Below are 21,866 nucleotides of genomic sequence, written 5' to 3'. Positions count from 1 at the left end.
ATTTTCTCATTGGATATTTAATAAAATTTACATAAAATCAAGATCAAGGAAATTACCTGCGGTGAAGATACTTGGTTTAATTTTCTAATGAGGATTTTGCTATTGAACCTTCCATTTTGGATTACAACTACATTTTAAAATTAACCTTAAAATGAAAGAAGGAGAAACAATCGCTTCTCCTTCTTTCTGACGGTAGTTGTATGTATCTCCTACAATTTACTATTCACGTCAATTGCATTCAATTCTTCGAAAGCCTGTTTAAGCCGGGTAACAAATGCTTCTTCACCTTTACGTAACCATACACGAGGATCATAGTATTTTTTATTTGGAGAATCTGCCCCTTCAGGATTACCAATTTGATCTTGAAGATAGTCGTGGTTTTTAGCTTCATAACCTTTGATACCATCCCAAAATGCCCATTGCATATCTGTGTCAATATTCATTTTGATCGCACCGTATGAAATTGCTTCCGCGATTTCTTCAGGAGAAGAACCAGAGCCACCGTGGAATACAAAATTAACTGGCTTCTCTGCAGTCAAGCTGTATTTTTCACGAATATAATCTTGTGAATTTTGAAGAATAATAGGTTGCAGCTTTACATTACCTGGCTTATATACACCATGTACATTACCAAAGGCTGCTGCTACTGTAAATTTGTCAGAAACTTTAGATAATTCTTCATATGCATATGCTACTTCTTCAGGCTGTGTATATAATTTAGAACTATCTACATCTGAATTGTCTACACCGTCTTCTTCTCCTCCCGTAACACCCAACTCAATTTCCACTGTCATACCGAGTGGTTTCATGCGTTCCAAATATTTTTTAGATATCTCAATATTTTCCTCGATAGATTCTTCGGAAAGATCAAGCATGTGAGAAGAAAATAATGGTTTACCATTTTGAGCAAAGAATTTTTCACCTGCGTCTAATAAACCATCGATCCATGGTAACAGCTTTTTAGCAGCATGATCGGTGTGCAGGATAACAGCTACACCGTAGTGCTCTGCTAATAAATGCACATGGTGAGCAGCAGAAATTCCGCCTAGAATACAAGCTTTCAAACCATCATTATTTAATGTTTTTCCAGCATAAAATTGTGCTCCACCATTTGATAACTGTATAATTACAGGAGAATTAACTGCCTTTGCCGTTTCCATTACAGCGTTTATGGAATTTGTTCCGATTACATTTACAGCAGGCAACGCAAACTTATGTTGTTTTGCTAGTTCAAATAATTCTTGTACTTGATCACCTGTCAATACACCTTTAAAATCTTTTAGGCTCATATTTTTGTTTGTATTTTAATTGCTTTTTGTTTTTGAAGTTTAAAGATAGTGATTTTTTTATTCTTTAAAAAGAATAGTGTAAAAAATACACTAAGAAAAACACAATACATTTATTTCTTATTTAATAGTTATTGGTATCTTTAGAGATACTTACATATTAATTACTACATAATAATGGTTGAGATTTACGGCATAAAAAATTGTAACACGGTAAAAAAAGCTTTAGACTGGTTGAAAGAACACGAGATTGCATATACATTTCATGATTTTAAAAAGGAACCCGCCAAGGAAGAGAAATTGACTGAATGGGCAGAAAAAGTATCATGGGAACAACTCGTTAATAAGAAAGGGACAACCTGGCGCAAACTAACGAAGGAAGAACAAGACAGTGTAAAAGACACATCATCTGCAATACGGGTTTTATCGGTTAATAATAGTATGATTAAACGACCTATCATAGAATACAACAATCTCGTTCTTTTGGGATTCGATGACAATATTTATTTAAGCACACTAAAAGTTCCTCAATAGTATGATAAAAAGATTATATTTTACAGCATTAACAACGGCTTGTCTATTCGTTTTCGCTTCTTTAGGAGCTCAGGAAAAAAGTTTATATAATTATACAGAAGCTTTTGCTACGGATTTTTACAAAAGCAACGGTACATTATATCGTTCCGCAAGCGGTAAGCCAGGTCCTTCCTATTGGCAAAATTCAGCAAGCTATAGTATTAAGGTCAAGCTGGATGATAAAATAAATCGCATAACCGGTTCGGTCACTACAACTTACATTAATAATAGTCCTGAAGATCTTGACTTTATTTGGTTACAGTTGGATCAGAATCTATTTAATAACGATTCGAGAGGTCAAGCCACAATTCCGCTTCAAGACAGCCGCTACGGGAATTCTAAGAACACCTTTGATGGTGGTTATACAATTCGAAATGTTAGAGCAGACTCGCAGTCCGATGTTACTTATAGCATCAGCGATACGCGTATGCGACTCAATTTACCTACGCCATTGAAAGCCAATGGAGGTAAGGTGTCATTCAGCATGGATTTTGAATTTACCGTTCCAGAATATGGAGCAGATCGCACGGGTATTTTGAACACCTCGAATGGCAATATCTATGCGGTTGCGCAGTGGTATCCAAGAGTATGTGTTTTTGATGATATTCTTGGATGGAATACACATCCTTATACCGGACCTGGCGAATTTTATTTGGAGTTTGGGGATTACGATGTGGAGATTACCGCTCCTGCAAATCATATCGTGGTTATGGGTGGCGAACTGCTTAATCCGGAAGAAGTTTTTACCAAAGAACAGTTGGATCGTTACCATCAAGCGAAGTCTTCAAACAAAACTGTACTTATTCGTTCGGAAAGTGAAATAACCAAAGCTTCGTCTAGGCCCAATAAAAATGAACTGACGTGGAAGTATATGTTAAAAAATGCCCACGATGTCGCTTGGGCTTCATCTACTGCCTTTATTTTAGATGGTGCGAAGATTAATCTGCCTAGCGGCAAATCCGCATTAGCTTTGTCAGCCTACCCAAAAGAAAGCAACGGAGGGAATGCCTGGGAAAGATCGACCGAATATACAAAAGCGTCCATTGAGCATTATTCAAAAAAATGGTATGAGTACCCTTATCCTGTAGCTGTTAATGTTGCTTCCAATGTAGGAGGAATGGAATATCCTGCGATTTCTTTCTGTGGCCATAAGGCTAAAGCGGCCAATCTTTGGGGGGTTACTGATCATGAATTTGGGCATAATTGGTTTCCAATGATTGTTGGTAGCAACGAGAGATTGCATGGATGGATGGATGAAGGGTTTAATACTTTTATCAATGATATTTCGACTGAGGTGTTCAATAAAGGTGAATACCATATAAAATATGGACAACGCAATAGCATGACCCCCGTTTTGTTCAATTCCAATTTGGAAGCCGTTATGAACACGCCTCAAAACATGAAAGAACGTAATATTGGTATTCTTTTGTATTATAAGCCAGCATTTGCACTTCATTTATTGAGAAATGAGATCATCGGTAAAGATCGTTTTGATGCTGCGTTTAAAAAATACATTGAAGTATGGGCTTACAAACACCCCGCCCCTGAAGATTTTTTCCGATTGATAGAAAATGAAACTGGAGAGAACCTAAACTGGTTCTGGAGAGGGATGTTTCAATATAATTGGCAGATGGATCAGGCGGTTACCGATGTACGATACATGGAATCCGACCCATCAAAAGGTGCGATCGTGAGCGTAGACAATTTAGGTAAATTGCCTATGCCGGTAGAAATCGAGGCAATTACCGAAAGTGGTAAAAAAATTACGGTAAAATTACCTGTGGAAATTTGGGAAAGAAACACAAGATGGACATTTAAGATTCCTTCAACAGAAAAATTGACCACAGTCAAATTGGATCCACGAAATGTATTCCCTGACATCAATCCAGAAAATAACACTTGGAACACAAAATAGCATGAACAAAATAAATTACGTAGTGGCCCTAATCGTATTTCTGTTAGCAGGGATTGCCACGCCGATACAGGCACAAGATTATACGGGAATCGTATACGAACTAGAGAGTAGCCATACACTATGGAACGTGACGGTTACTAATCTACGCACCAAAGAACAGGTCAATACCGATCGGGAAGGAAGGTTTAAAATCAGTGCTAAACTTTACGATTATTTGGAGCTCGAATTACCGGGCTATCAAAAAGATACGGCATTTCTTTATGAGGAAGGTGTACGGAGAATCTATTTATTGCGTGATGACAATACCATTCTTATTAATGAGGTATTGGTGACTCGTTTAACAGATAGCCGCTTGATCGCAGAAATTGCGCGGGCAAAAAACGAAGGCAAGGTAGTCGATGCCAGTCAACAACAAGGGGGATTGCGTGTTTCCCCTTCCCGTCTCTTTGGTCGCAAGGCAAAAGAAGCGCGTAAAAATCTCGACCTATTAATTACCGAGCAAAATAATCGCCAGATCGATCGTAAATTTACCAATCAGCTTATTGCATCTTTGGTTCCCCTTTCAGAAGATGAAATACCCCTATTTAAAGAACGGTACCGTCCTAAATTAGAATTCGTACAAATTGCTTCTCCGCAAGATTTACAGGTTTACATATTGGATTCTTACAAAAAGTTCAGAGCAGAAGATTAAACTTTTAGGCACTACAAATCTGATATATTGGATTGTAGTGCTATCGTATTACCATAAAGACGAGGAATATTTGATTTTCATATCTCGTTTAGGATGTAAAAAAATATAATGTAGTATCCACTAAACTTTTACCAGCATCATCTGTTTTAGTACTGTTATATTAATCACAAATAGCTTGAAATGGTAGACACCGATAAACAAGCAACTCTAAAATAACACTACAGGTATGAAAGTAGCATTAATAGGTGCCAGCGGGTTTGTTGGTTCAGCCATTCTTAAAGAATTAAAAGAAAGAAGACATGAAGTCACCGGTATTGTTCGTGACCCTTCAAAAATTATACCCCAGACTAATGTGCTTGCCGTACAAGCTGATGTAAATGACACGAATGCACTAAGTGCTGTTATTAAAGGCCATGATGCCGTGATCTCTGCATTCAGTGCGGGCTGGACTAATCCAAATCTCTACGATGATTTTAAACGAGGGGCACGTTCTATTCTAGAAGCTGTCAAAGAATCGGGTGTTAAGCGATTTATTGTTATTGGTGGGGCAGGTAGTTTGTACGTTGATGAAAATATACAACTCGTCAATACTCCCGATTTCCCACAGGATTTCAAGCCAGGCGCACTAGCTGCGGCTGAATATTTAAAATTCGTAGAATTAGAAAACGGATTAGATTGGACATTTTTTAGTCCTGCCATTGAAATGAATGCGGATACTTCAGGTATACGGACGGGCAAATATAGAACTGGTTTGGATAATCCCGTGTTCGATAACAAAGGCCGATCGTCCCTCTCTGTAGAAGATTTAGCTGTCGCTATAGTAGATGAATTGGAAAATGGACAATTTATCCAAAAAAGATTCACTGCTGCCTATTAGAATCTTGAAAGTCAGTATTTATTCCATGCTAATGGATAAATATATATAAAAAGCTTAGAATTTATTCTAGGCTTTTTATATTTACAATCTAAATAATTAGTTTCATGATGAAATACCCCCTATTTTTGATATTAAGTTTATTGGTAAATATGCTTTCAGCCCAAAAAAATGATAAAAAGCTTGAAGATAAGCTTAAAAATGAAATACAAAATTTTCAAGGTGACATTGGCATCTATGTACAACACGTAAGGCAGAACAAATATGTTGCTATTCAAGCAGACACCATATTTCCTACTGCTAGTATCGTGAAAGTTCCCATTTTAGTAGGTGTATTTCAAAAAATTGCGGAGGGGCAACTGCAACTAAACCAGTCCTTCCGATACGATGAAAAAAGGGTTTATGGAGGCTCGGGTCTGATGCAATTTTATAAGGATAGCGCACAAACAGATCTTTCTACTATGATCTCTTTGATGTTAACTTATAGTGACAATGTTTCCTCTCTTTGGCTACAGGAATTAGCTGGTGGTGGAACAGGTATTAATCCACTTTTAGAAAGATTAGGATTACAGCAAACTAAAATTAATTCTAGGACTCCCGGAAGAAAAGAGATTTGGAAAAAATATGGTTGGGGTCAAACTACGCCAAAAGAGATGGCTACCTTATTCTTATTAATCAGGAATGGTCAATTGATAGGTCAAAAGTATTCAGATAAGATGTATAGATATTTGAAAAATCAGTTTTACAATGAACGATCTTTATCTCAAATTCCACCTTATATCAATACTATTTCTAAAACAGGGTCAGTAAACGATGCCCGGGGTGAGGTTGTGCTAGTAAACGCTCCAAGCGGTGATTATGTATTCTGCATATTGACGAAAAACAACAAAGACCAAAGCTGGAACGATCAAAATGAAGCTGAGGTGCTGACTCGAAAAATTTCGAATATCATCTGGAACCACTTTGAGCCCAAGCAACCCTTCGTCCCGTTCGAATCGATCAAATAAAAAAAAGAATTAGGCAATTTGCCGTTGGTGGCTGCTCCGTTTTCGAGGAGTTAATCTTTCAAAAGCAAGGTCTAAAAATCAGTTAATTTTTAGACCTTGCTGTATTATTGAAAACCGTAGGAGACTATAAAATTGCTTCTCTCAATCGTACTAATTTTGTTAACATACCTTCCAAATGATCCAGATGAAGCATATTAGCACCGTCTGATTTGGCATTTGCAGGATCTGGATGTGTTTCAATAAAAAGTCCGTCTGCGCCTACGGCGATAGCCGCTTTTGCGATGGTTTCGATTAATTCGGGTTTGCCGCCCGTCACGCCAGACGTTTGGTTCGGTTGCTGCAAAGAGTGTGTACAATCCATTACTGTGGGCACATTGAACGCACGCATTGTAGGGATTCCCCTGAAATCAACGACTAGGTCTTGATAACCGAATGTATTTCCACGATCTGTAAGGAATACTTTTTCATTGCCGGACTCTTTCACTTTATCTACGGCAAATTTCATCGATTCGGCCGATAAAAATTGGCCTTTTTTAATGTTGATCACTTTTCCGGTTTCAGCAGCGGCAACCAATAATTCGGTCTGACGACATAAAAAAGCAGGTATCTGCAATACATCCACATAGGCTGCAGCCAACGCTGCCTCATGGCTTTCGTGAATATCTGTCACCGTAGGAACACCAAATTCTTTACCTACTTTCTCCAGAATCTTTAGCGCCTTTTCATCTCCTATACCTGTAAATGAATCCACACGGGAACGATTTGCTTTACGGTATGAACCTTTAAAAATATAAGGTATATTTAGCCTGTTCGTAATGGTAACGATTTTTTCGGCAATTCTTAACGCGATATCTTCACCTTCGATGGCACACGGTCCGGCCATTAAGAAAAACTGATTGGATTGCCCACTTTTTATTTGAGGCAAATATGTATTAATCATTTGTAAATATTAATTTCCTAATTCTGATATAAACTTAATGCGCATCAATTGAATATCTTCATACGTATAGTCCGCTTCACCCAATTCTTTCAGTGCTTCTTTAATAGAATCTACTTCAGCCGATTTGAAGTAATCATAAACTTCATCCTGTAAATCCTGATCAATCATTTCGTCGACAAAATAACCTATATTCAATCTTGTACCTGAGTATACAATAGATTCCACTTCTTTGAGTAGATCCTCATAGCTTATGCCTTTTGCCGAAGCAATATCATCCAGTCCTATTTTACGATCTATATTTTGAATTATAGACACTTTCAATGCAGACTTATTAGCTGTGCTTTTCACGACAAGATCCTGAGGTCTATCAATGTTGTTATCCTCTACATACTGTTTAATAAGCTCAATAAAAGGTGCGCCAAATTTCATCGCTTTACCCGACCCAACGCCATGGATTTGCTTAAGCTCCTCCGATGTAATCGGATAATGTGTACACATTTCGTCAAGCGAAGGATCTTGAAAAATAACAAAAGGCGGTAAAGATTTTTGTTTCGCTATTTTCTTTCGGAGATCTTTGAGCATCTTAAGTAACTCGGTATCCAACGCTGCCGAGCTTTGTGTAACATCATCTCCGCCATCCTCGTCGGTGAATTCCATTGGTTTATTGATGATGAATTTTACCGCATACGGATTATTTAGGTATTTTTTACCCGATTCCGTTAATGTCAACAATCCATAGTGATCAATATCTTTTTTGATGAAATCAGCCAATTCCGCCTGGCGGATCACCGAATTCCAATAATTTACACCCTCTTCTTTTCCTGAGCCAAATAATTTGTGTTCATCGTGTTTGTAGGATGAAACGGGTTGATTATTTTGCCCCATTAACACATTAATAATATGATGATCGTCAAATTTATCGCCTTGTTCTTTAATAAAACCTAAGACCTTAAATAATGGTTCTTCCGCATCAATGTGTGTTTTAGGGGCTCTACAATTGTCACACATATTATTGCATCCCGTCTCATCAAATTTTTCTCCAAAATAATGTAAAATTTGCTTACGACGACATACGGAAGATTCAGAATAATCGATTACTTCTTTTAAGATCTGTGTACCTATTTCCCGTTCGGAAACAGGCTTATCTTTCATGAACTTCGTCAGTTTTTCGACATCCTTCTTAGAATAGAAAGCCACACAGAGGCCTTCGCCCCCATCTCGACCGGCTCTGCCTGTCTCCTGATAATAGCCTTCCATTGATTTCGGAATATCATGGTGGATCACATATCTTACATCGGGTTTGTCTATTCCCATTCCAAAGGCAATAGTTGCAACAATCACTTCCACATCTTCCATCAAAAACTTGTCCTGTGTATCGGCACGTGTTTTTGCATCCAAGCCAGCATGGTATGGTAGTGCTTTTATTCCGTTAATATTAAGAACTTCGGCGATCTCTTCTACTTTCTTACGGCTAAGACAGTAAATAATCCCCGTTTTACCGCTATTGTTTTTAATAAATCTAACGATCTCTCTGACAACTTTATTCTTAGGTCGAACCTCATAATACAAATTAGACCGATTGAATGAAGACTTGAATAATGTAGCATTATTCATCTGCAAGTTTTTTCGAATGTCTGATTGCACTTTTGGTGTTGCAGTAGCCGTTAGGGCAATGATAGGGATATTTTCGCCGATACCATTTATTATCTGACGTATCTTTCGGTACTCAGGACGAAAATCATGTCCCCATTCAGAAATACAATGCGCTTCATCGACAGCTACAAAAGAAACTTTTATCGATTTTAAGAATAACACATTATCCTCTTTTGACAACGATTCTGGAGCCACGTATAACAACTTTGTTTTTCCTGCAGAAACGTCTGCTTTCACTTTGGTAATGTCGCCTTTTGTCAAAGACGAGTTTAAAAAATGAGCTATACTTTCATTCCCCCCAAATGCACGAAGCTGATCCACTTGATTTTTCATTAACGCAATCAACGGCGATATGACTATTGCCGTTCCATCGCTCATTAATGCAGGTAACTGATAACAAATTGACTTCCCTCCGCCAGTCGGCATAATTACGAACGTATCTTTCTTATTTAATACATTTGTAATAATTGCCTCCTGATCTCCTTTAAAAGTATCAAAACCAAAAAATTCTTGCAGATTATCAAACAGTGATTTTTCTATTTCCATCGACGCAGACACAAAATTAGATAGACTCTTAAGTTAACTAAGTTAAAAAACTTATTTTTGTAAATATTAAAGTAAAAATAACATTTTTTCGGTGAAAAACAACATTGACATTAAAAAAGAGGCTATACGGGTTTTAGAGCTTGAGGCTCAAGCAATACAGGCACTGGTTTCTAAAATTGACACTGACTTTGAGCAAGTAGTGGGGGAAATATTGGCGTTAAAGGGTCGTGTTATATTAACAGGCATCGGCAAAAGTGCAATCATTGCTCAGAAAATCGTAGCAACGTTAAACTCTACTGGAACCCCTGCTATTTTCATGCATGCGGCTGATGCTATACACGGTGATTTAGGCATTATCCAGAAAGATGATCTGATTATTGCTCTGTCCAAAAGTGGTAATACACCAGAAATAAAAGTATTAGTGCCGTTTTTAAAACATAGCCAAAATAAGCTTGTCGCATTGGTGGGTAATACGGCATCGTTTCTTGCCGACAAAGCAGATTATATTCTCGATACGACAGTGGAATGCGAAGCATGTCCGAATAACTTGGCTCCCACCACCAGCACAACAGCTCAATTGGCAATGGGCGATGCACTCGCGGTTTGCCTCCAATCTGCACGTCAGTTCACAGATAAAGATTTTGCTAAATATCATCCGGGTGGTGCTTTAGGCAAGCAACTCTACCTTAAAGTGGCGGATTTATCAGATGCAAATGGCAAGCCACTTGTATCACCTGAGGATCATATCCGAAAAGTAATTATTACTATTACGAAGTATAGACTAGGCGCTACTGCAGTTATTAATAATGACGAAATTATTGGTATTATTACCGATGGTGATATACGTCGTATGCTGGAACGATATGATAGTATTTCCGATCTTACTGCTAAAGATATTATGGCACTGCGACCTAAAATGATTGACTCCGCCGAGTTAGCTGTGAACGCGTTACATAAGATGCGTGAGAATAACATCTCGCAGTTGTTGGTAACAAGAAATGGCGATTTTGCGGGTATTATACACATTCAGGATTTACTGAAAGAAGGAATTATTTAATCTTTCGTAGTTCGATAATTTGTAAAAATATTGTTAATTTAAGCACGTGAAATCATTTCCAGTCCAATTTGTAGTACATTTGGTACGTATATTGAATGTACAAGTAGATTGAAAATAATATTTAATGTAATAACTATGAATAAGGTTTTAAATGTAGTAGCGGTAGTGGTAGCTTTTATCTCATTAACAGCTATGAGCGTAGCCATCGGCGAATTTAAGTTTGAAAAAGAAACACATGATTTTGGAGGTATTCCTCAAGGGACACCTGTTTCCCACGAGTTTAAATTCACAAATGCCGGGGATGCTCCGATCATTATATCGGAAGTAGCGCCATCATGTGGTTGTTCTGTAGCAGATTTTTCGAAAACACCAATTAAACCAGGAGAGACCGGCACGATTAAAGCCACGTTTAATGCAGCTGCAAAGGGTCCATTTACAAAATCTTTCACTGTAAAATCTAACACAAAGACACCTGTAAAAACCCTTACTGTTAAAGGAACAGTTCAATAATTGAAAACAGATATTGTTAAAGCCACACGAAAACGTGTGGCTTTTTTTTGTCCAGCAGTTTCTTTTTTTTGTATTAGGCATTCGTGAATGCAAAGCATTTTATCTAAGTTTGCACACAACAAAAATGATTACTTCATGCCAAAAATTTCACAAAAAGGCATCAATATGCCTGCCTCACCGATTCGAAAATTAACACCCTTTGCAGATCAAGCTAAAAAAGACGGTAAAAAGATTTACCATTTAAATATTGGTCAGCCGGATATTCAAACTCCTGAGGTGATGTTGAATGCCCTCAAAAACATCGACTTTAAAGTATGGGCGTACACTGCATCTGAAGGGACAGCATCTTACAGAGGTAAACTAGCCGAATATTACAATAAATTGAATTATACTATAGCTCCAACGGATATATTAGTTACGAATGGAGGTTCGGAAGCTATTACCATTGCAATGCAGTCTTGCTTAAACCCCGGTGAAGAAATTATTATTCCCGAACCATTTTATGCCAATTACAATGGCTTTGCCTGTTCGTCGGGTATCGTCATTAAGCCAATCATGTCATATATTGATAGCGGATTTGCTTTACCTTCTATTGCCGAATTCGAAAAAGTGATCACTGAAAAGACAAAAGCTATAGCCATTTGTAATCCCAATAACCCTACAGGTTATTTGTACTCTCGGGAAGAGTTAGAAGCTTTACGCGTTTTATGCCTTAAATATGATTTGTATCTATTTTCTGATGAGGCCTACCGCGAGTTCTGCTACGACGGTCGGGAATTTATCTCGCCGATGCATTTGGAAGGTCTAGAAAATCATGTCGTTGTTTTAGATACTGTGTCCAAAAGGTATTCGGCCTGCGGCGCACGTATTGGTTGTTTAATCACCAAAAACAAAGGGCTATATCAAACCGCTTTAAAATTTGCACAAGCGCGTTTAAGTCCATCCCTGGAAGGGCAAATTGCAGGAGAGGCTGCAGTAGACACACCGGATTCCTATTTTGAAGCTGTTTCTAAAGAGTATACGACTAGAAGAGACACCTTAGTAAACGGTTTAAATAGCATTAACGGCGTGTTTTGTCCAAACCCCGGAGGTGCTTTTTACGTTGTCGCTAAATTGCCAATCGACGATGCAGACAGATTCTGTCAATGGATGCTAGAAGATTTTAATTACAACAATGAAACAGTTATGATGGCTCCGGCAACAGGATTCTATAGCACAGTAGGATTTGGAACGAACGAGGTGCGATTAGCTTATGTCTTAAATCAAGAAGATTTAAGGAAGGCTTTGATTTGTTTGGAGAAAGCTTTGGATGTATATCCAGGGAAAATGGCTTAAAAAATTCTTTTCACGATAGATGAAAAAGTGGATGTCTACATATTCGAAATGACAACGATTTCGTGATCTTTTGACAGTCTCGTTTTTTATTAAAACAATTTTGTATTCCATTGGTTCTTTATGTAGAAACAAATAGATAAGACTATGGATAAATTAAAGCAATTTGATTTAATGGCGAAGATTTCACGGGAATTAGAAGACGTGAGAAATAGTCAACAGGCGGTATTGGAAAAGATCGGTAAAATAGAAGTTGATAATATTGAACTCGGTGATAAAATGATAGAGAATAAGATGCCAGATATTTATCAACGTACAGCAGACAATTCTGATGCAATAAAAGAAATTTTGGAGTCATTCCAAAATAAAACAGAGGAGTTTGGTGAAAAGAACAATGTTGACAAACTGCGAGAGCAGGAAGAAATTAAGAATCTGAAGTAAAAAATAATCAGATCCCAAAGAGAAGAAAGGCCATTGTATAAATGGCCTTTCTTTGTCATAGGCTATTTTGATTACCTAGCCTTCTTACCAGATGATAATGCGTTTCTCTTTAGGTACATAAAGCTTATCGCCTTCCTTTGTGTCCCAAGCATCGTGAAAACCATCCAAGTTAATGATAGGCGCAAATGCGCGATATTGAGCTGGCGAATGTGGATCCGTTTTCACTTGATTCACTACAAATTCATCGGTTGTTTTTGTCCGCCATATGGTTGCCCAAGACAAGAAGAAACGTTGCTCTGGTGTAAATCCATCAATTTTACCAGGATTTCCATTGTCTTTTAAATACATTTTTAATGCATCGAAAGCTACCGATGATCCTCCTAAATCACCAATATTTTCACCCAATGTAAAACGACCGTTTACAAATACACCAGGAACAGGCTCATATCCTTCAAACTGAGCTACCAAAGCGTTAGCAGCTGCATCGAATTCCGCTTTATCTTCTTCCGTCCACCAGTTGTTCAAATTGCCATTACCATCATACTGCGATCCCGAATCGTCAAATCCATGAGATAGTTCATGACCGATAACGGCGCCTATTCCACCAAAGTTAACTGCGGCATCTGCCTTATAATCGTAAAATGGAGGTTGTAATATAGCCGCTGGAAATACAATTTCGTTAAACAACGGGCTATAATAAGCGTTTACCGTTTGTGGTGTCATACCCCATTCTGTTTTATCAACCGGTTTGCCCTGTTTTTCTAAATTCTGTTGAAAAGCCCACAAGTTGATACTCTTTACATTATCATATAGCGAAGTACCCACATCTATTTGCGAATAATCTTTCCATTTGTCTGGGTATCCTATTTTTACTTTGAATTTTGCTAACTTTTCCAATGCCTTCTCTTTCGTCACAGGAGACATCCATACCAAATCGTTAATGTGCACTTCAAAGGATTTGATTAAATACTGTACCAACTCCTCACAAGCTGCTTTTGCTTCTTCCGGAAAATGTTCTTCCACGTATAATTTCCCCAACAGATCGCCTACTGTTCCATTTACAAATTCCAAACCGCGCTTATCCAATGCGCGTTGTTCTTTTTGTCCTTTCAATTTACGTCCATAGAAATCAAATGACAATTCATCAAGTTCTTTTGTCAGGTAACCCGTCGCACCATTGATAATATGGAATTTCAGATATTCCTTGATCTGCGGAAGGTTTGTTTGATTTAAGATCTGATCCAAATTTTGGTAATATTTTAGTTCGCCAATAATTACGGTATCTGCTTTGAAACCTAGATCGGCTAAATATTGTGCAACATCTATATTTTTTACCAAATCTTTTAGGTCTTTAACCGCTACCGGGTTGTACCTTTTTTGTGCATCACGTGATTCCTCGATCGTTTTTAGATTAGCTGCTATCGATTTTTCGAATTCAACAATTTTAGGGCCTTTCAGATCTCTTGTTTTTTGATCCACTTTGTTGTACAGCTTTGAAATAAAATCACTATAATAGGCTAAGGTTTCTGTATTCTTTTCGTCAATCTTTTGATAATATGAACGACCTAACCCCAAACTTTCCCCCCCAAGGTACACCGCATTCATATTACTATTTTTCATGTGGGCATATACATATCCTCCAAAAAATGGATTCCCCCCGGCTGGGCCATATTTAACAAAGTATGCATATAGCTCGGTTAGACTATTCACTTTATCAAGAGCCTGTAGCTGATCCTGGATCGGTTCTAAACCTATTTGATCACGTGTTGTGAAGTCGATATACGATTTGTATAGATCTGCTATTTTTTGTCCATCCGACCCCTTTTCAAATTTTGTATCTAACGATTCTTTCAGAATTTTTAAACTGGCAATATCTGTATTTTCACGAAGTTCGTCAAAAGATCCCCAACGTGCTTTATCCGAAGGGATTTCTACCGTTTTCATCCAATTTCCATTCACATAATTATAAAAATCGTCTTGAGCACGAACAGTTTGATCCATAAGCGATAGATTGATTGCTTTACCGTCTTGAGCAAAAGAATAGGCCGAAGTCGATAATAATACGGTCAATACAAAAATTTTCTTCATATTTATACTAAAATTATTATATGCAAACATAATAAAACCTATGCGAAATGTTAAGTAACTATTTTATATAACTATTTTATACAAAATATCCATGTTTTGGAAACACAAAGAATGAGGACACGAAGTAGCATGAGTGATATGAAAACAAACAAAAAACGAATAAAATATTATGGATATTCCATGTGGGTATTAAAGAACCTAGCTTGCGAGCTCGTGAATGCCATTGAAAAAATATACTAATCAATAACAATTACACATGAAATGATTATAGAAGTAGACGGTAGCACATATAACATTGTCATTCAATCCTCCTCCAAGGCTATTGCGATCGGAGCCTATAAAAATCAGATGATTCATCTGCATGTACCGTACACAGTACCTACAGCAGAACTATATGCGTATATACGCGCCAATAGCCGACTCATCAAAAACTATATAACACAAATCAATTCAGAAAAAGAGATCAGTTCTTTTCAGATTTTTGATACTACGTTTCCCCTCGTAATCAAATCGCAAATACCTATTCCCTATCTTTATCAAGATAGAATATATGCATCTGCATATCCCACCCATAAAAAAGCTATCGATAATTTACAACTCAGTCTTTTACTGCAACAGCTTACCCTTCAGATTAGTGCATGGGAAGAACACTTGGATATACTTCTTTTCGAGATTAAAACACGAAAATTAAAAACAAATTATTTCACTATTTGTACTAGGAATAAGCGCATCACATTTTCATCAGATCTTATCCAAAAGTCAATCGGATTTATTTCGTTTATTTGTGGAGAAGCTGTTATGTGTTTAGCGCATACTGATGCCCAAGAGCGACCCCGTCTCTTGGACAAATTTGTAAAAGATTGGAAACAGTACAAAAAAATAGTATCCTATGAACGAGAGTATACAGATTGACATGACTATTGCTGTAGCTGATTTGGATATACTAGATCGCTACTTTGATCCCCAAACTCTCATTTCCGTGCTAACTCAGCCGGACCTGAAAGCTCTGAAGGAATCGTTATTGGAAGTCGTAGAAGATAAAGATGGCGGACCACAGATAGGTGATTTACGTATCAGTAACTGGCAATACGACCTAAGCAAAAATACAGGCAAGTTTCGATTACATTTTGCAATAGATCGACAATTTTGTTGCAGCGACACGCAATCCTGTGTAGCTGATTATGTGGATTTTTCGTTTGTAAAACAACCCGATGATCATCTGATTGCAAGCGCAACATATTTTAATTGGTCTGTCAACAATTAATAAAAAAATGACGCGTATCCCCTATCGTTTTAAGTATAATAACACTTCGTTTGCCCACTATTGGTCGCAAGGTGTAGGCAAAGAGTTACTCAATCAGTTGGGTTACGTGCCCGATTTGACTATTGCGGAAAAATTTATTCCACTATTGTATCAGTGGGATCGTCCGGGCGATCAAGTTGTAATTGATCTTTTCGAACAGGTGGGTTTTTCTATCGGCAATGCATGTCTTTTCGATTATATCGATCAAAATCCACTTACTGATAATCAGAAAACCGTATTCGATAATTTTTTTAGACACATCGATACAAATCCCGATTGGTTAGACCGAAAAAAGCTACAGGTTGGAGCAGAATTAAGCAGACGACCAGGGTTAACTTCTCTTATCGTCCTTCGTGACTATTGTTTAATGGGAGGATATGAATCTGCGGCTATAAATAAACCTTTGATCTATACGGGGGCCTTAAAAAAAGGAGCAGCTAAGCGGTTAACTGAAACCGTAGAATTTTGGGTGCAGATTGTGAAAGAAAGTGCGTTGGAAACTCCTAATATGGGATTCAAACATGTACTCTCTACCCGTATGGTACATTCTTTTGCACGTGTCAATATACTTGCAAAGACAGATTGGGATAGCGGTAAATGGGGCGTACCACTTAACAGTTGGGATATGTTGGCTACTAATTTAGGATTTTCGCTCGTATTCTTGGTTGGCCTCCGACGTATGGGTATACAACCGAGCGAAGAAGAAATAGCTGGCCTTTTCCATCTTTGGAAATATGTCGGATACCTATTAGGTATACCGCTAGAGATTATTCCTGAAAACGAAAATGAAGCTATTGAAGCTTTATTCTATTGGACTATGACCCAACGCGAAGGTGATGAAGATACTGTAGCATTAGCTACAGCACTAAAAGACGAACCTATACATGCTCATTATCCGAAGCAGCTACTTATGCGACAGATGATGCGTGAAGTTCATCTCTATTACAATCGCTATTTGTTGGGTGATTATTCCTGCGATCAACTGGGGTTACCGTCTACTACGATTGGTAGACTGGCAGTTATTAATATCTGGAAAACCAAAAAGCAGGAAAAGAGGATGGGCGAAATAGGTTTTCGAGAAAAAATGATTATTGAGGGCGCGACCGAGCAGGAAAATGTACGGTTAATCTATCAAGACTTCAATAGGCAATAACATACATATTGACTACATTATATGCTATGCTAAAACCTTTTATAATAATCTCTTGTGCATTTTTATTTCTTTTTGTATCTTCGGATGGAAACCTACATACAAATGAAGAAACTATTAATTACTCTCTCTTTTGCAGCTAGCCTTACGGTACAAGCGCAACAAAATCCTATCTTTGAAGGTTATTATGCAGATCCGGAAGGTATCGTTTACAATAATACTTTTTGGGTCTACCCTACCTTTTCCGCGGCATATGAAGATCAGATCTTTTTTGATGCCTTTTCGTCCAAAGATCTTAAAACGTGGACTAAGCATTCCAGAATCTTAGATACGACCGAAGTAAAATGGGCCAAACGTGCGATGTGGGCGCCTGCTGTTATCGAAAAGGACGGAAAATATTATTTATTTTTTGGCGCTAATGATGTCCATGAAGGCCAAGTGGGCGGCATAGGTGTTGCCGTTGCAGACAAACCCGAAGGACCTTACAAAGATTTATTGGGTAAGCCATTGATCAATGAGATCATTAATGGAGCACAACCCATCGATCAATTTGTATTCAAGGATAAAGATGGTACGTATTATATGTATTATGGAGGCTGGAAACATTGTAATATGGTAAAGCTCAAACCAGATTTCACGGGTATCCTGCCTTTCGAAGACGGAAGTTATTACAAGGAAGTGACACCTAAAGATTATGTAGAAGGTCCATTTATGTTTATCCGGAATAATAAATATTATTTTATGTGGTCCGAAGGCGGATGGGGTGGCCCACATTACAAAGTTGCCTACGCTATTGCAGATTCTCCTTTTGGCCCTTTTGAACGCATCAATACAGTCCTTGAGCAAGATCCGGAAATTGCTACAGGTGCGGGACACCATTCGGTCATTCAGGTGCCTAATAAGGATAAGTTCTATATGGTTTATCACCGCAGACCACTTGGAAAAACAGGTGCTAATGAGCGTGTAACCTGTATAGACGAAATGAAATTCGATAAAGATGGTTATATTCTGCCTGTCAAAATGACATTTGAAGGGGTAAGTTATAAGCTGAAATAAAAAAATAAATATTATCTATATAAACAATAAATCCCGCGACTGCGGGATTTATTGTTTATATAATGATCACTAACACTTATAACTTATCAATAGCATCATTCAACGTTTTTGAAGGACGTAAAGCTTCGGTAGCCAGTTCATCATTAGGAAAATAATATCCACCGATATCCTGTTTTTTACCTTGTGCTCCGATCAGTTCTTCGTTGATTTTAACTTCATTTTCAGATAAAACCTTTGCCAACGGTGCAAATTTAGTGGCTAGTTCCGCATCTTTTGTTTGTGCTGCCAATGCCTCTGCCCAATATGCCGTTAGATAATAGTGGGAACCACGGTTATCGATCTGACCAACTTTACGTGCTGGTGATTTGTCATTTGCCAGGAATTTTTCTGTAGCTACATCCAATGTTTCCGCTAATACTAGTGCTTTAGGATTGTTTTGTGTTTGTGACAGGTGCTCCAAGGAAGCTCCTAGAGCTAAAAATTCACCCAACGAATCCCAACGAAGATACCCTTCTTCTAAGAACTGTTCAACGTGTTTAGGGGCCGAACCACCAGCACCTGTTTCGAAAAGTCCACCACCATTCATTAATGGAACGATAGATAACATTTTCGCTGAAGTTCCCACTTCAAGAATCGGGAATAAATCTGTTAAATAGTCACGCAATACGTTACCGGTCACAGAAATTGTATCTAAACCTTCGCGGATACGATCTAAAGAGAATTTAGTCGCTTCAACAGGATTCATAACGAAAATATCTAATCCGTTAGTATCAAAATCTCCCAAGTATTTCTCAACCTTTTTAATGATTTCTCTATCGTGCGCTCGATTTTCGTCTAACCAGAATACTGCTGGAGTAGCTGATAGGCGAGCACGATTTACAGCGAGTTTAACCCAGTCCTGAATAGGTGCATCCTTTGTTTGGCACATACGGAATATATCACCCTCTTCAACAGCTTGTTCCAATAAAACATTTCCATTCGCATCTACCACACGGATTGTGCCTTGAGCGGCCGCTTGGAAAGTTTTATCATGCGAACCATACTCTTCTGCTTTCTGCGCCATTAAACCCACATTGGGAACAGAACCCATTGTCGTTGGATCTAATGCTCCGTTTTCTTTACAATCGTCAATTGTAGCTTGGTAAACACCAGCATACGAACGATCTGGAATAATAGCGATGGTATCTTGCGACTTACCATCTTTATTCCACATCTGTCCAGAGGTGCGGATCATGGCCGGCATCGAAGCGTCCACGATCACATCTGAAGGTACGTGGAGGTTGGTAATTCCTTTATCTGAGTTAACCATGGCTAGGTCCGGGCCGTTTTCGATAGCGGTTTCAATAGCTGCTTTTACTTCAGCTTCCTGAGGTTGTCCAGCTATCCTAGCGTATACTTCTCCTAGTCCATTATTCTTGTTTATGCCCAATTGGTTAAATAGTTCCCCATATTTTGTAAAAACGTCTTTAAAATATACTTCCACAATGGCCCCGAAAATAATAGGATCGGAAACCTTCATCATTGTTGCTTTCAGATGCGCAGATAATAGTACGCCTGCCGCTTTCGCTTCTTCGATCGTTGCCGCTACAAATGATTTTAACTTTCCTAAATTAAGAACGGATGAATCGATTACTTCGCCCGCTTTTAATTTTGCCAATCCTTTTAATTCCTTAACTGTACCATCGTTGGCAACGAACTCTATTTTAAACTGCGAATCGTTTTTTACAGTTATTGATTTTTCGGTTGCGTAAAAATCACCATCTTGCATAGAAGCAACCTTAGTTTTGCTTTCGGCAGACCAAGCGCCCATGGAGTGTGGGTTGGCTTTAGCATAGTTTTTCACGGCTTTAGGTGCTCGGCGATCCGAGTTTCCTTCACGTAGCACGGGGTTTACGGCAGAGCCTAAAATCTTAGCATAGGTAGTTTTAATATTTTGCTCTTCTTCTGAGCCTGCGTTATCGGGATAATTAGGTACATTATATCCTGCTGTTTGTAATTCCGCAATAGCTCCTTTTAACTGTGGAATAGAAGCCGAAATATTTGGTAATTTAATAATATTTGCGTCAGGTTGAGTAGCCAATTGGCCGAGTTCAGCTAATGCATCAGCTGTTTTTTGTTCAGCAGTTAAGTACTCTGGAAAATTTGCGAGAATACGCCCTGCTAATGAAATATCTCTTAATTCAACATCGATATCAGCTGTTTTAGCAAAAGCCTGAACAATAGGTAAAAACGAATATGTCGCCAGTAAAGGAGCTTCATCCGTTTTAGTGTAAATGATTTTAAATGACATAATTTTTATTGTGTATTATTAATTTTCATACGTATTTTATTACTTCGTGAACTCGCGAGCTCGATTATTTTCATTCGTATTATCGGCGTTAGTGTTCATGGACAGTTCACTGAGATAACGTTAAATTTCACCCATAGAAGTGTGCTATTTTTAAAATTCGCCTAAAGATAAGAAAATCAAATTTAAATCGCCATAAAAGGGTTAATTATGACCTGGGTAGATAAAAAAGAGAAGAAAAAGTATAGATTCTCCTAAAATAACAGATCTAATTTTTAGAAGATCTGCTATTTTGGGAAATCAATTTTCAATCATCGGGAATTACGTAAACAATACATCCCGGATATGGACATCCCGATCGAATGAAGCTTTGGCAAAAGGACACAGGGGAAGCACTTTAATGGCATTATCCCGAGCATACTCTACTGCCTTATACAGCATAACATGCCCTATACCCTTTCCCTTCTCTTGAGGGTCAACTTCTGTATGATCGATGATGATTTTGTCAGGTCCGGCAACGGAATAGGACATCTCTCCGATCTGTTTTCCGTCTTCTAAGGCTACGAAGCGACCTTTGCTTCCTTCTTGTTGGTGTTGGATTATCATGTGTTTTTCTCCTTTACTTTTTTATTTACCTAAACGTATTTGTTCAATGATTTTATCCTCTTGAAGCGCTTTAAGTGGTACTATTTTATCCACCATATCATTAGGTATCGTCATGGAAAGTACGTAATGTTTAATAAGCCATTTGTCCTCTTCCATAACTAAAACACCCGAGCCCCGACAGATTTTCATCTGGGTATCTAACAATTCATCTACCCAAGCTGTTTGACCATCTGTCGAAAAATTTACAAAACGGGCTAACGACTTAAAATCCCAGGCACGGCCTTTATCAAAATGTGGCTTAGCGTATACCATGAATTCGGATTTATTCCAACGTTCTGTCGCATCGGTCCCGATAAATATCGACTCCGTGTGCAATAAATCAAAATAGGCCTTAAAATCAGCCCTTGATGCCGAAAAATGCCATTTATCAAGTGTGTTGGTAATGGCAGTCGTATCCCTTACCTGTGAAAAACATAACTGAACTGACAAGAAAGAAAGGAAGATCACTGTGTGTTTTTTCATGGTTTTGAATTTTAATTCGGAATCCAATT

At 38.0% G+C, this 21,866-nt stretch carries 20 protein-coding genes; 13 read left to right on the top strand and 7 right to left on the bottom strand.

The genetic code is table 11. The annotated features are described in order from the left end of the window. Window positions 1-209 precede the first annotated feature (209 nt). Window positions 210-1,289, bottom strand: a complete 1,080-nt coding sequence (gene fbaA, locus FAZ15_RS03945) for a class II fructose-bisphosphate aldolase (RefSeq protein WP_136899987.1) — start codon at window positions 1,287-1,289, stop codon at window positions 210-212. 174 nt (window positions 1,290-1,463) lie between these two features. Between fbaA and FAZ15_RS03940 the strand changes: the two genes are divergently transcribed. The 5 genes from FAZ15_RS03940 (at window position 1,464) to FAZ15_RS03920 (ending at window position 6,346) form a co-directional block, all read left to right on the top strand. Beyond that, entirely contained in the window at window positions 1,464-1,820 is a 357-nt protein-coding gene (locus tag FAZ15_RS03940; protein ID WP_136899986.1) for a Spx/MgsR family RNA polymerase-binding regulatory protein, read from the top strand. Window position 1,821: 1 nt separating this feature from the next. Further along, a complete protein-coding gene (locus tag FAZ15_RS03935) occupies window positions 1,822-3,774 on the top strand; it encodes a M1 family metallopeptidase (protein ID WP_136899985.1) in 1,953 nt (650 codons plus the stop codon). 1 nt (window position 3,775) lies between these two features. Next, on the top strand, window positions 3,776-4,465 hold the full coding sequence (locus FAZ15_RS03930) for a hypothetical protein (protein WP_136899984.1): 690 nt from the start codon (window positions 3,776-3,778) through the stop codon (window positions 4,463-4,465). Between the two features lie 226 nt (window positions 4,466-4,691). Then, window positions 4,692-5,342 (top strand): NAD(P)-dependent oxidoreductase, encoded by a 651-nt coding sequence (locus tag FAZ15_RS03925; RefSeq protein ID WP_136899983.1) that lies wholly within the window; start codon window positions 4,692-4,694, stop codon window positions 5,340-5,342. Window positions 5,343-5,446: 104 nt separating this feature from the next. After that, on the top strand, window positions 5,447-6,346 hold the full coding sequence (locus FAZ15_RS03920; RefSeq protein WP_136899982.1) for a serine hydrolase: 900 nt from the start codon (window positions 5,447-5,449) through the stop codon (window positions 6,344-6,346). Window positions 6,347-6,470: 124 nt separating this feature from the next. Here the strand turns inward: FAZ15_RS03920 and kdsA are convergent, their stop codons facing one another. After that, window positions 6,471-7,286 (bottom strand): 3-deoxy-8-phosphooctulonate synthase, encoded by an 816-nt coding sequence (kdsA, locus tag FAZ15_RS03915; protein WP_136899981.1) that lies wholly within the window; start codon window positions 7,284-7,286, stop codon window positions 6,471-6,473. 9 nt (window positions 7,287-7,295) lie between these two features. Then, complete coding sequence (recQ, locus tag FAZ15_RS03910) at window positions 7,296-9,485, bottom strand: DNA helicase RecQ (RefSeq protein WP_136899980.1); 2,190 nt, start codon at window positions 9,483-9,485, stop codon at window positions 7,296-7,298. Window positions 9,486-9,576: 91 nt separating this feature from the next. On the opposite strand from recQ, the gene FAZ15_RS03905 reads away from it, so the two are divergent. The 4 genes from FAZ15_RS03905 (at window position 9,577) to FAZ15_RS03890 (ending at window position 12,825) form a co-directional block, all read left to right on the top strand. Continuing rightward, entirely contained in the window at window positions 9,577-10,542 is a 966-nt protein-coding gene (locus FAZ15_RS03905) for a KpsF/GutQ family sugar-phosphate isomerase (protein WP_136899979.1), read from the top strand. 135 nt (window positions 10,543-10,677) lie between these two features. Continuing rightward, window positions 10,678-11,052: a DUF1573 domain-containing protein gene (locus FAZ15_RS03900; RefSeq protein WP_136899978.1), complete on the top strand. Its 375-nt coding sequence runs from the start codon at window positions 10,678-10,680 to the stop codon at window positions 11,050-11,052. A gap of 135 nt (window positions 11,053-11,187) precedes the next feature. Next, window positions 11,188-12,387, top strand: a complete 1,200-nt coding sequence (locus tag FAZ15_RS03895) for a pyridoxal phosphate-dependent aminotransferase (protein ID WP_136899977.1) — start codon at window positions 11,188-11,190, stop codon at window positions 12,385-12,387. A gap of 144 nt (window positions 12,388-12,531) precedes the next feature. Further along, window positions 12,532-12,825: a hypothetical protein gene (locus FAZ15_RS03890; RefSeq protein WP_136899976.1), complete on the top strand. Its 294-nt coding sequence runs from the start codon at window positions 12,532-12,534 to the stop codon at window positions 12,823-12,825. An 84-nt stretch (window positions 12,826-12,909) separates the two neighbouring features. Here the strand turns inward: FAZ15_RS03890 and FAZ15_RS03885 are convergent, their stop codons facing one another. Next, the gene (locus FAZ15_RS03885; protein ID WP_136899975.1) at window positions 12,910-14,913 is read right to left on the bottom strand and encodes a M13 family metallopeptidase; all 2,004 of its coding nucleotides are present in this window, start codon (window positions 14,911-14,913) and stop codon (window positions 12,910-12,912) included. A gap of 261 nt (window positions 14,914-15,174) precedes the next feature. Between FAZ15_RS03885 and FAZ15_RS03880 the strand changes: the two genes are divergently transcribed. The 4 genes from FAZ15_RS03880 (at window position 15,175) to FAZ15_RS03865 (ending at window position 18,422) form a co-directional block, all read left to right on the top strand. Beyond that, window positions 15,175-15,825, top strand: a complete 651-nt coding sequence (locus FAZ15_RS03880) for a YgjP-like metallopeptidase domain-containing protein (RefSeq protein ID WP_136899974.1) — start codon at window positions 15,175-15,177, stop codon at window positions 15,823-15,825. Continuing rightward, window positions 15,803-16,177 (top strand): hypothetical protein, encoded by a 375-nt coding sequence (locus tag FAZ15_RS03875; protein WP_136899973.1) that lies wholly within the window; start codon window positions 15,803-15,805, stop codon window positions 16,175-16,177. Before FAZ15_RS03880 ends, FAZ15_RS03875 begins: the two co-directional genes overlap by 23 nt. A 7-nt stretch (window positions 16,178-16,184) precedes the next feature. Then, the gene (locus FAZ15_RS03870; RefSeq protein ID WP_136899972.1) at window positions 16,185-17,369 is read left to right on the top strand and encodes an oxygenase MpaB family protein; all 1,185 of its coding nucleotides are present in this window, start codon (window positions 16,185-16,187) and stop codon (window positions 17,367-17,369) included. Between the two features lie 102 nt (window positions 17,370-17,471). Beyond that, the gene (locus FAZ15_RS03865; protein WP_136899971.1) at window positions 17,472-18,422 is read left to right on the top strand and encodes a glycoside hydrolase family 43 protein; all 951 of its coding nucleotides are present in this window, start codon (window positions 17,472-17,474) and stop codon (window positions 18,420-18,422) included. A 76-nt stretch (window positions 18,423-18,498) separates the two neighbouring features. On the opposite strand, the gene FAZ15_RS03860 is transcribed toward FAZ15_RS03865, so the two are convergent. The 3 genes from FAZ15_RS03860 to FAZ15_RS03850 all read right to left on the bottom strand — a co-directional run bounded on the left by FAZ15_RS03860 (window position 18,499) and on the right by FAZ15_RS03850 (window position 21,837). Next, window positions 18,499-20,712: an NADP-dependent isocitrate dehydrogenase gene (locus FAZ15_RS03860; protein WP_136899970.1), complete on the bottom strand. Its 2,214-nt coding sequence runs from the start codon at window positions 20,710-20,712 to the stop codon at window positions 18,499-18,501. 318 nt (window positions 20,713-21,030) lie between these two features. After that, on the bottom strand, window positions 21,031-21,315 hold the full coding sequence (locus FAZ15_RS03855) for a GNAT family N-acetyltransferase (protein WP_136899969.1): 285 nt from the start codon (window positions 21,313-21,315) through the stop codon (window positions 21,031-21,033). 21 nt (window positions 21,316-21,336) lie between these two features. Beyond that, a complete protein-coding gene (locus FAZ15_RS03850) occupies window positions 21,337-21,837 on the bottom strand; it encodes a nuclear transport factor 2 family protein (protein ID WP_136899968.1) in 501 nt (166 codons plus the stop codon). Window positions 21,838-21,866: the final 29 nt, after the last annotated feature.

Origin of the sequence: Sphingobacterium olei, from assembly GCF_005048855.1 — a bacterium.
Lineage (GTDB): Bacteria > Bacteroidota > Bacteroidia > Sphingobacteriales > Sphingobacteriaceae > Sphingobacterium > Sphingobacterium olei.
The sequence above is the reverse complement of the archived record's forward strand: the minus strand, read 5'-3'. Positions and strand labels throughout refer to the sequence as shown.

What these genes read in the sequence shown, in the direction of transcription:
- FAZ15_RS03890 (WP_136899976.1), top strand. Translation starts at nt 12,532, where the DNA reads ATGGATAAATTAAAGCAATTTGATTTAATGGCGAAGATTTCACGGGAA.
- FAZ15_RS03850 (WP_136899968.1), bottom strand. Translation starts at nt 21,837, where the DNA reads ATGAAAAAACACACAGTGATCTTCCTTTCTTTCTTGTCAGTTCAGTTA.
- FAZ15_RS03865 (WP_136899971.1), top strand. Translation starts at nt 17,472, where the DNA reads ATGAAGAAACTATTAATTACTCTCTCTTTTGCAGCTAGCCTTACGGTA.
- fbaA (WP_136899987.1), bottom strand. Translation starts at nt 1,289, where the DNA reads ATGAGCCTAAAAGATTTTAAAGGTGTATTGACAGGTGATCAAGTACAA.
- FAZ15_RS03885 (WP_136899975.1), bottom strand. Translation starts at nt 14,913, where the DNA reads ATGAAGAAAATTTTTGTATTGACCGTATTATTATCGACTTCGGCCTAT.
- FAZ15_RS03895 (WP_136899977.1), top strand. Translation starts at nt 11,188, where the DNA reads ATGCCAAAAATTTCACAAAAAGGCATCAATATGCCTGCCTCACCGATT.
- FAZ15_RS03920 (WP_136899982.1), top strand. Translation starts at nt 5,447, where the DNA reads ATGATGAAATACCCCCTATTTTTGATATTAAGTTTATTGGTAAATATG.
- FAZ15_RS03875 (WP_136899973.1), top strand. Translation starts at nt 15,803, where the DNA reads ATGAACGAGAGTATACAGATTGACATGACTATTGCTGTAGCTGATTTG.
- FAZ15_RS03880 (WP_136899974.1), top strand. Translation starts at nt 15,175, where the DNA reads ATGATTATAGAAGTAGACGGTAGCACATATAACATTGTCATTCAATCC.
- FAZ15_RS03900 (WP_136899978.1), top strand. Translation starts at nt 10,678, where the DNA reads ATGAATAAGGTTTTAAATGTAGTAGCGGTAGTGGTAGCTTTTATCTCA.
- FAZ15_RS03855 (WP_136899969.1), bottom strand. Translation starts at nt 21,315, where the DNA reads ATGATAATCCAACACCAACAAGAAGGAAGCAAAGGTCGCTTCGTAGCC.
- FAZ15_RS03930 (WP_136899984.1), top strand. Translation starts at nt 3,776, where the DNA reads ATGAACAAAATAAATTACGTAGTGGCCCTAATCGTATTTCTGTTAGCA.
- FAZ15_RS03860 (WP_136899970.1), bottom strand. Translation starts at nt 20,712, where the DNA reads ATGTCATTTAAAATCATTTACACTAAAACGGATGAAGCTCCTTTACTG.
- FAZ15_RS03940 (WP_136899986.1), top strand. Translation starts at nt 1,464, where the DNA reads ATGGTTGAGATTTACGGCATAAAAAATTGTAACACGGTAAAAAAAGCT.
- FAZ15_RS03870 (WP_136899972.1), top strand. Translation starts at nt 16,185, where the DNA reads ATGACGCGTATCCCCTATCGTTTTAAGTATAATAACACTTCGTTTGCC.
- kdsA (WP_136899981.1), bottom strand. Translation starts at nt 7,286, where the DNA reads ATGATTAATACATATTTGCCTCAAATAAAAAGTGGGCAATCCAATCAG.
- FAZ15_RS03925 (WP_136899983.1), top strand. Translation starts at nt 4,692, where the DNA reads ATGAAAGTAGCATTAATAGGTGCCAGCGGGTTTGTTGGTTCAGCCATT.
- recQ (WP_136899980.1), bottom strand. Translation starts at nt 9,485, where the DNA reads ATGGAAATAGAAAAATCACTGTTTGATAATCTGCAAGAATTTTTTGGT.
- FAZ15_RS03935 (WP_136899985.1), top strand. Translation starts at nt 1,822, where the DNA reads ATGATAAAAAGATTATATTTTACAGCATTAACAACGGCTTGTCTATTC.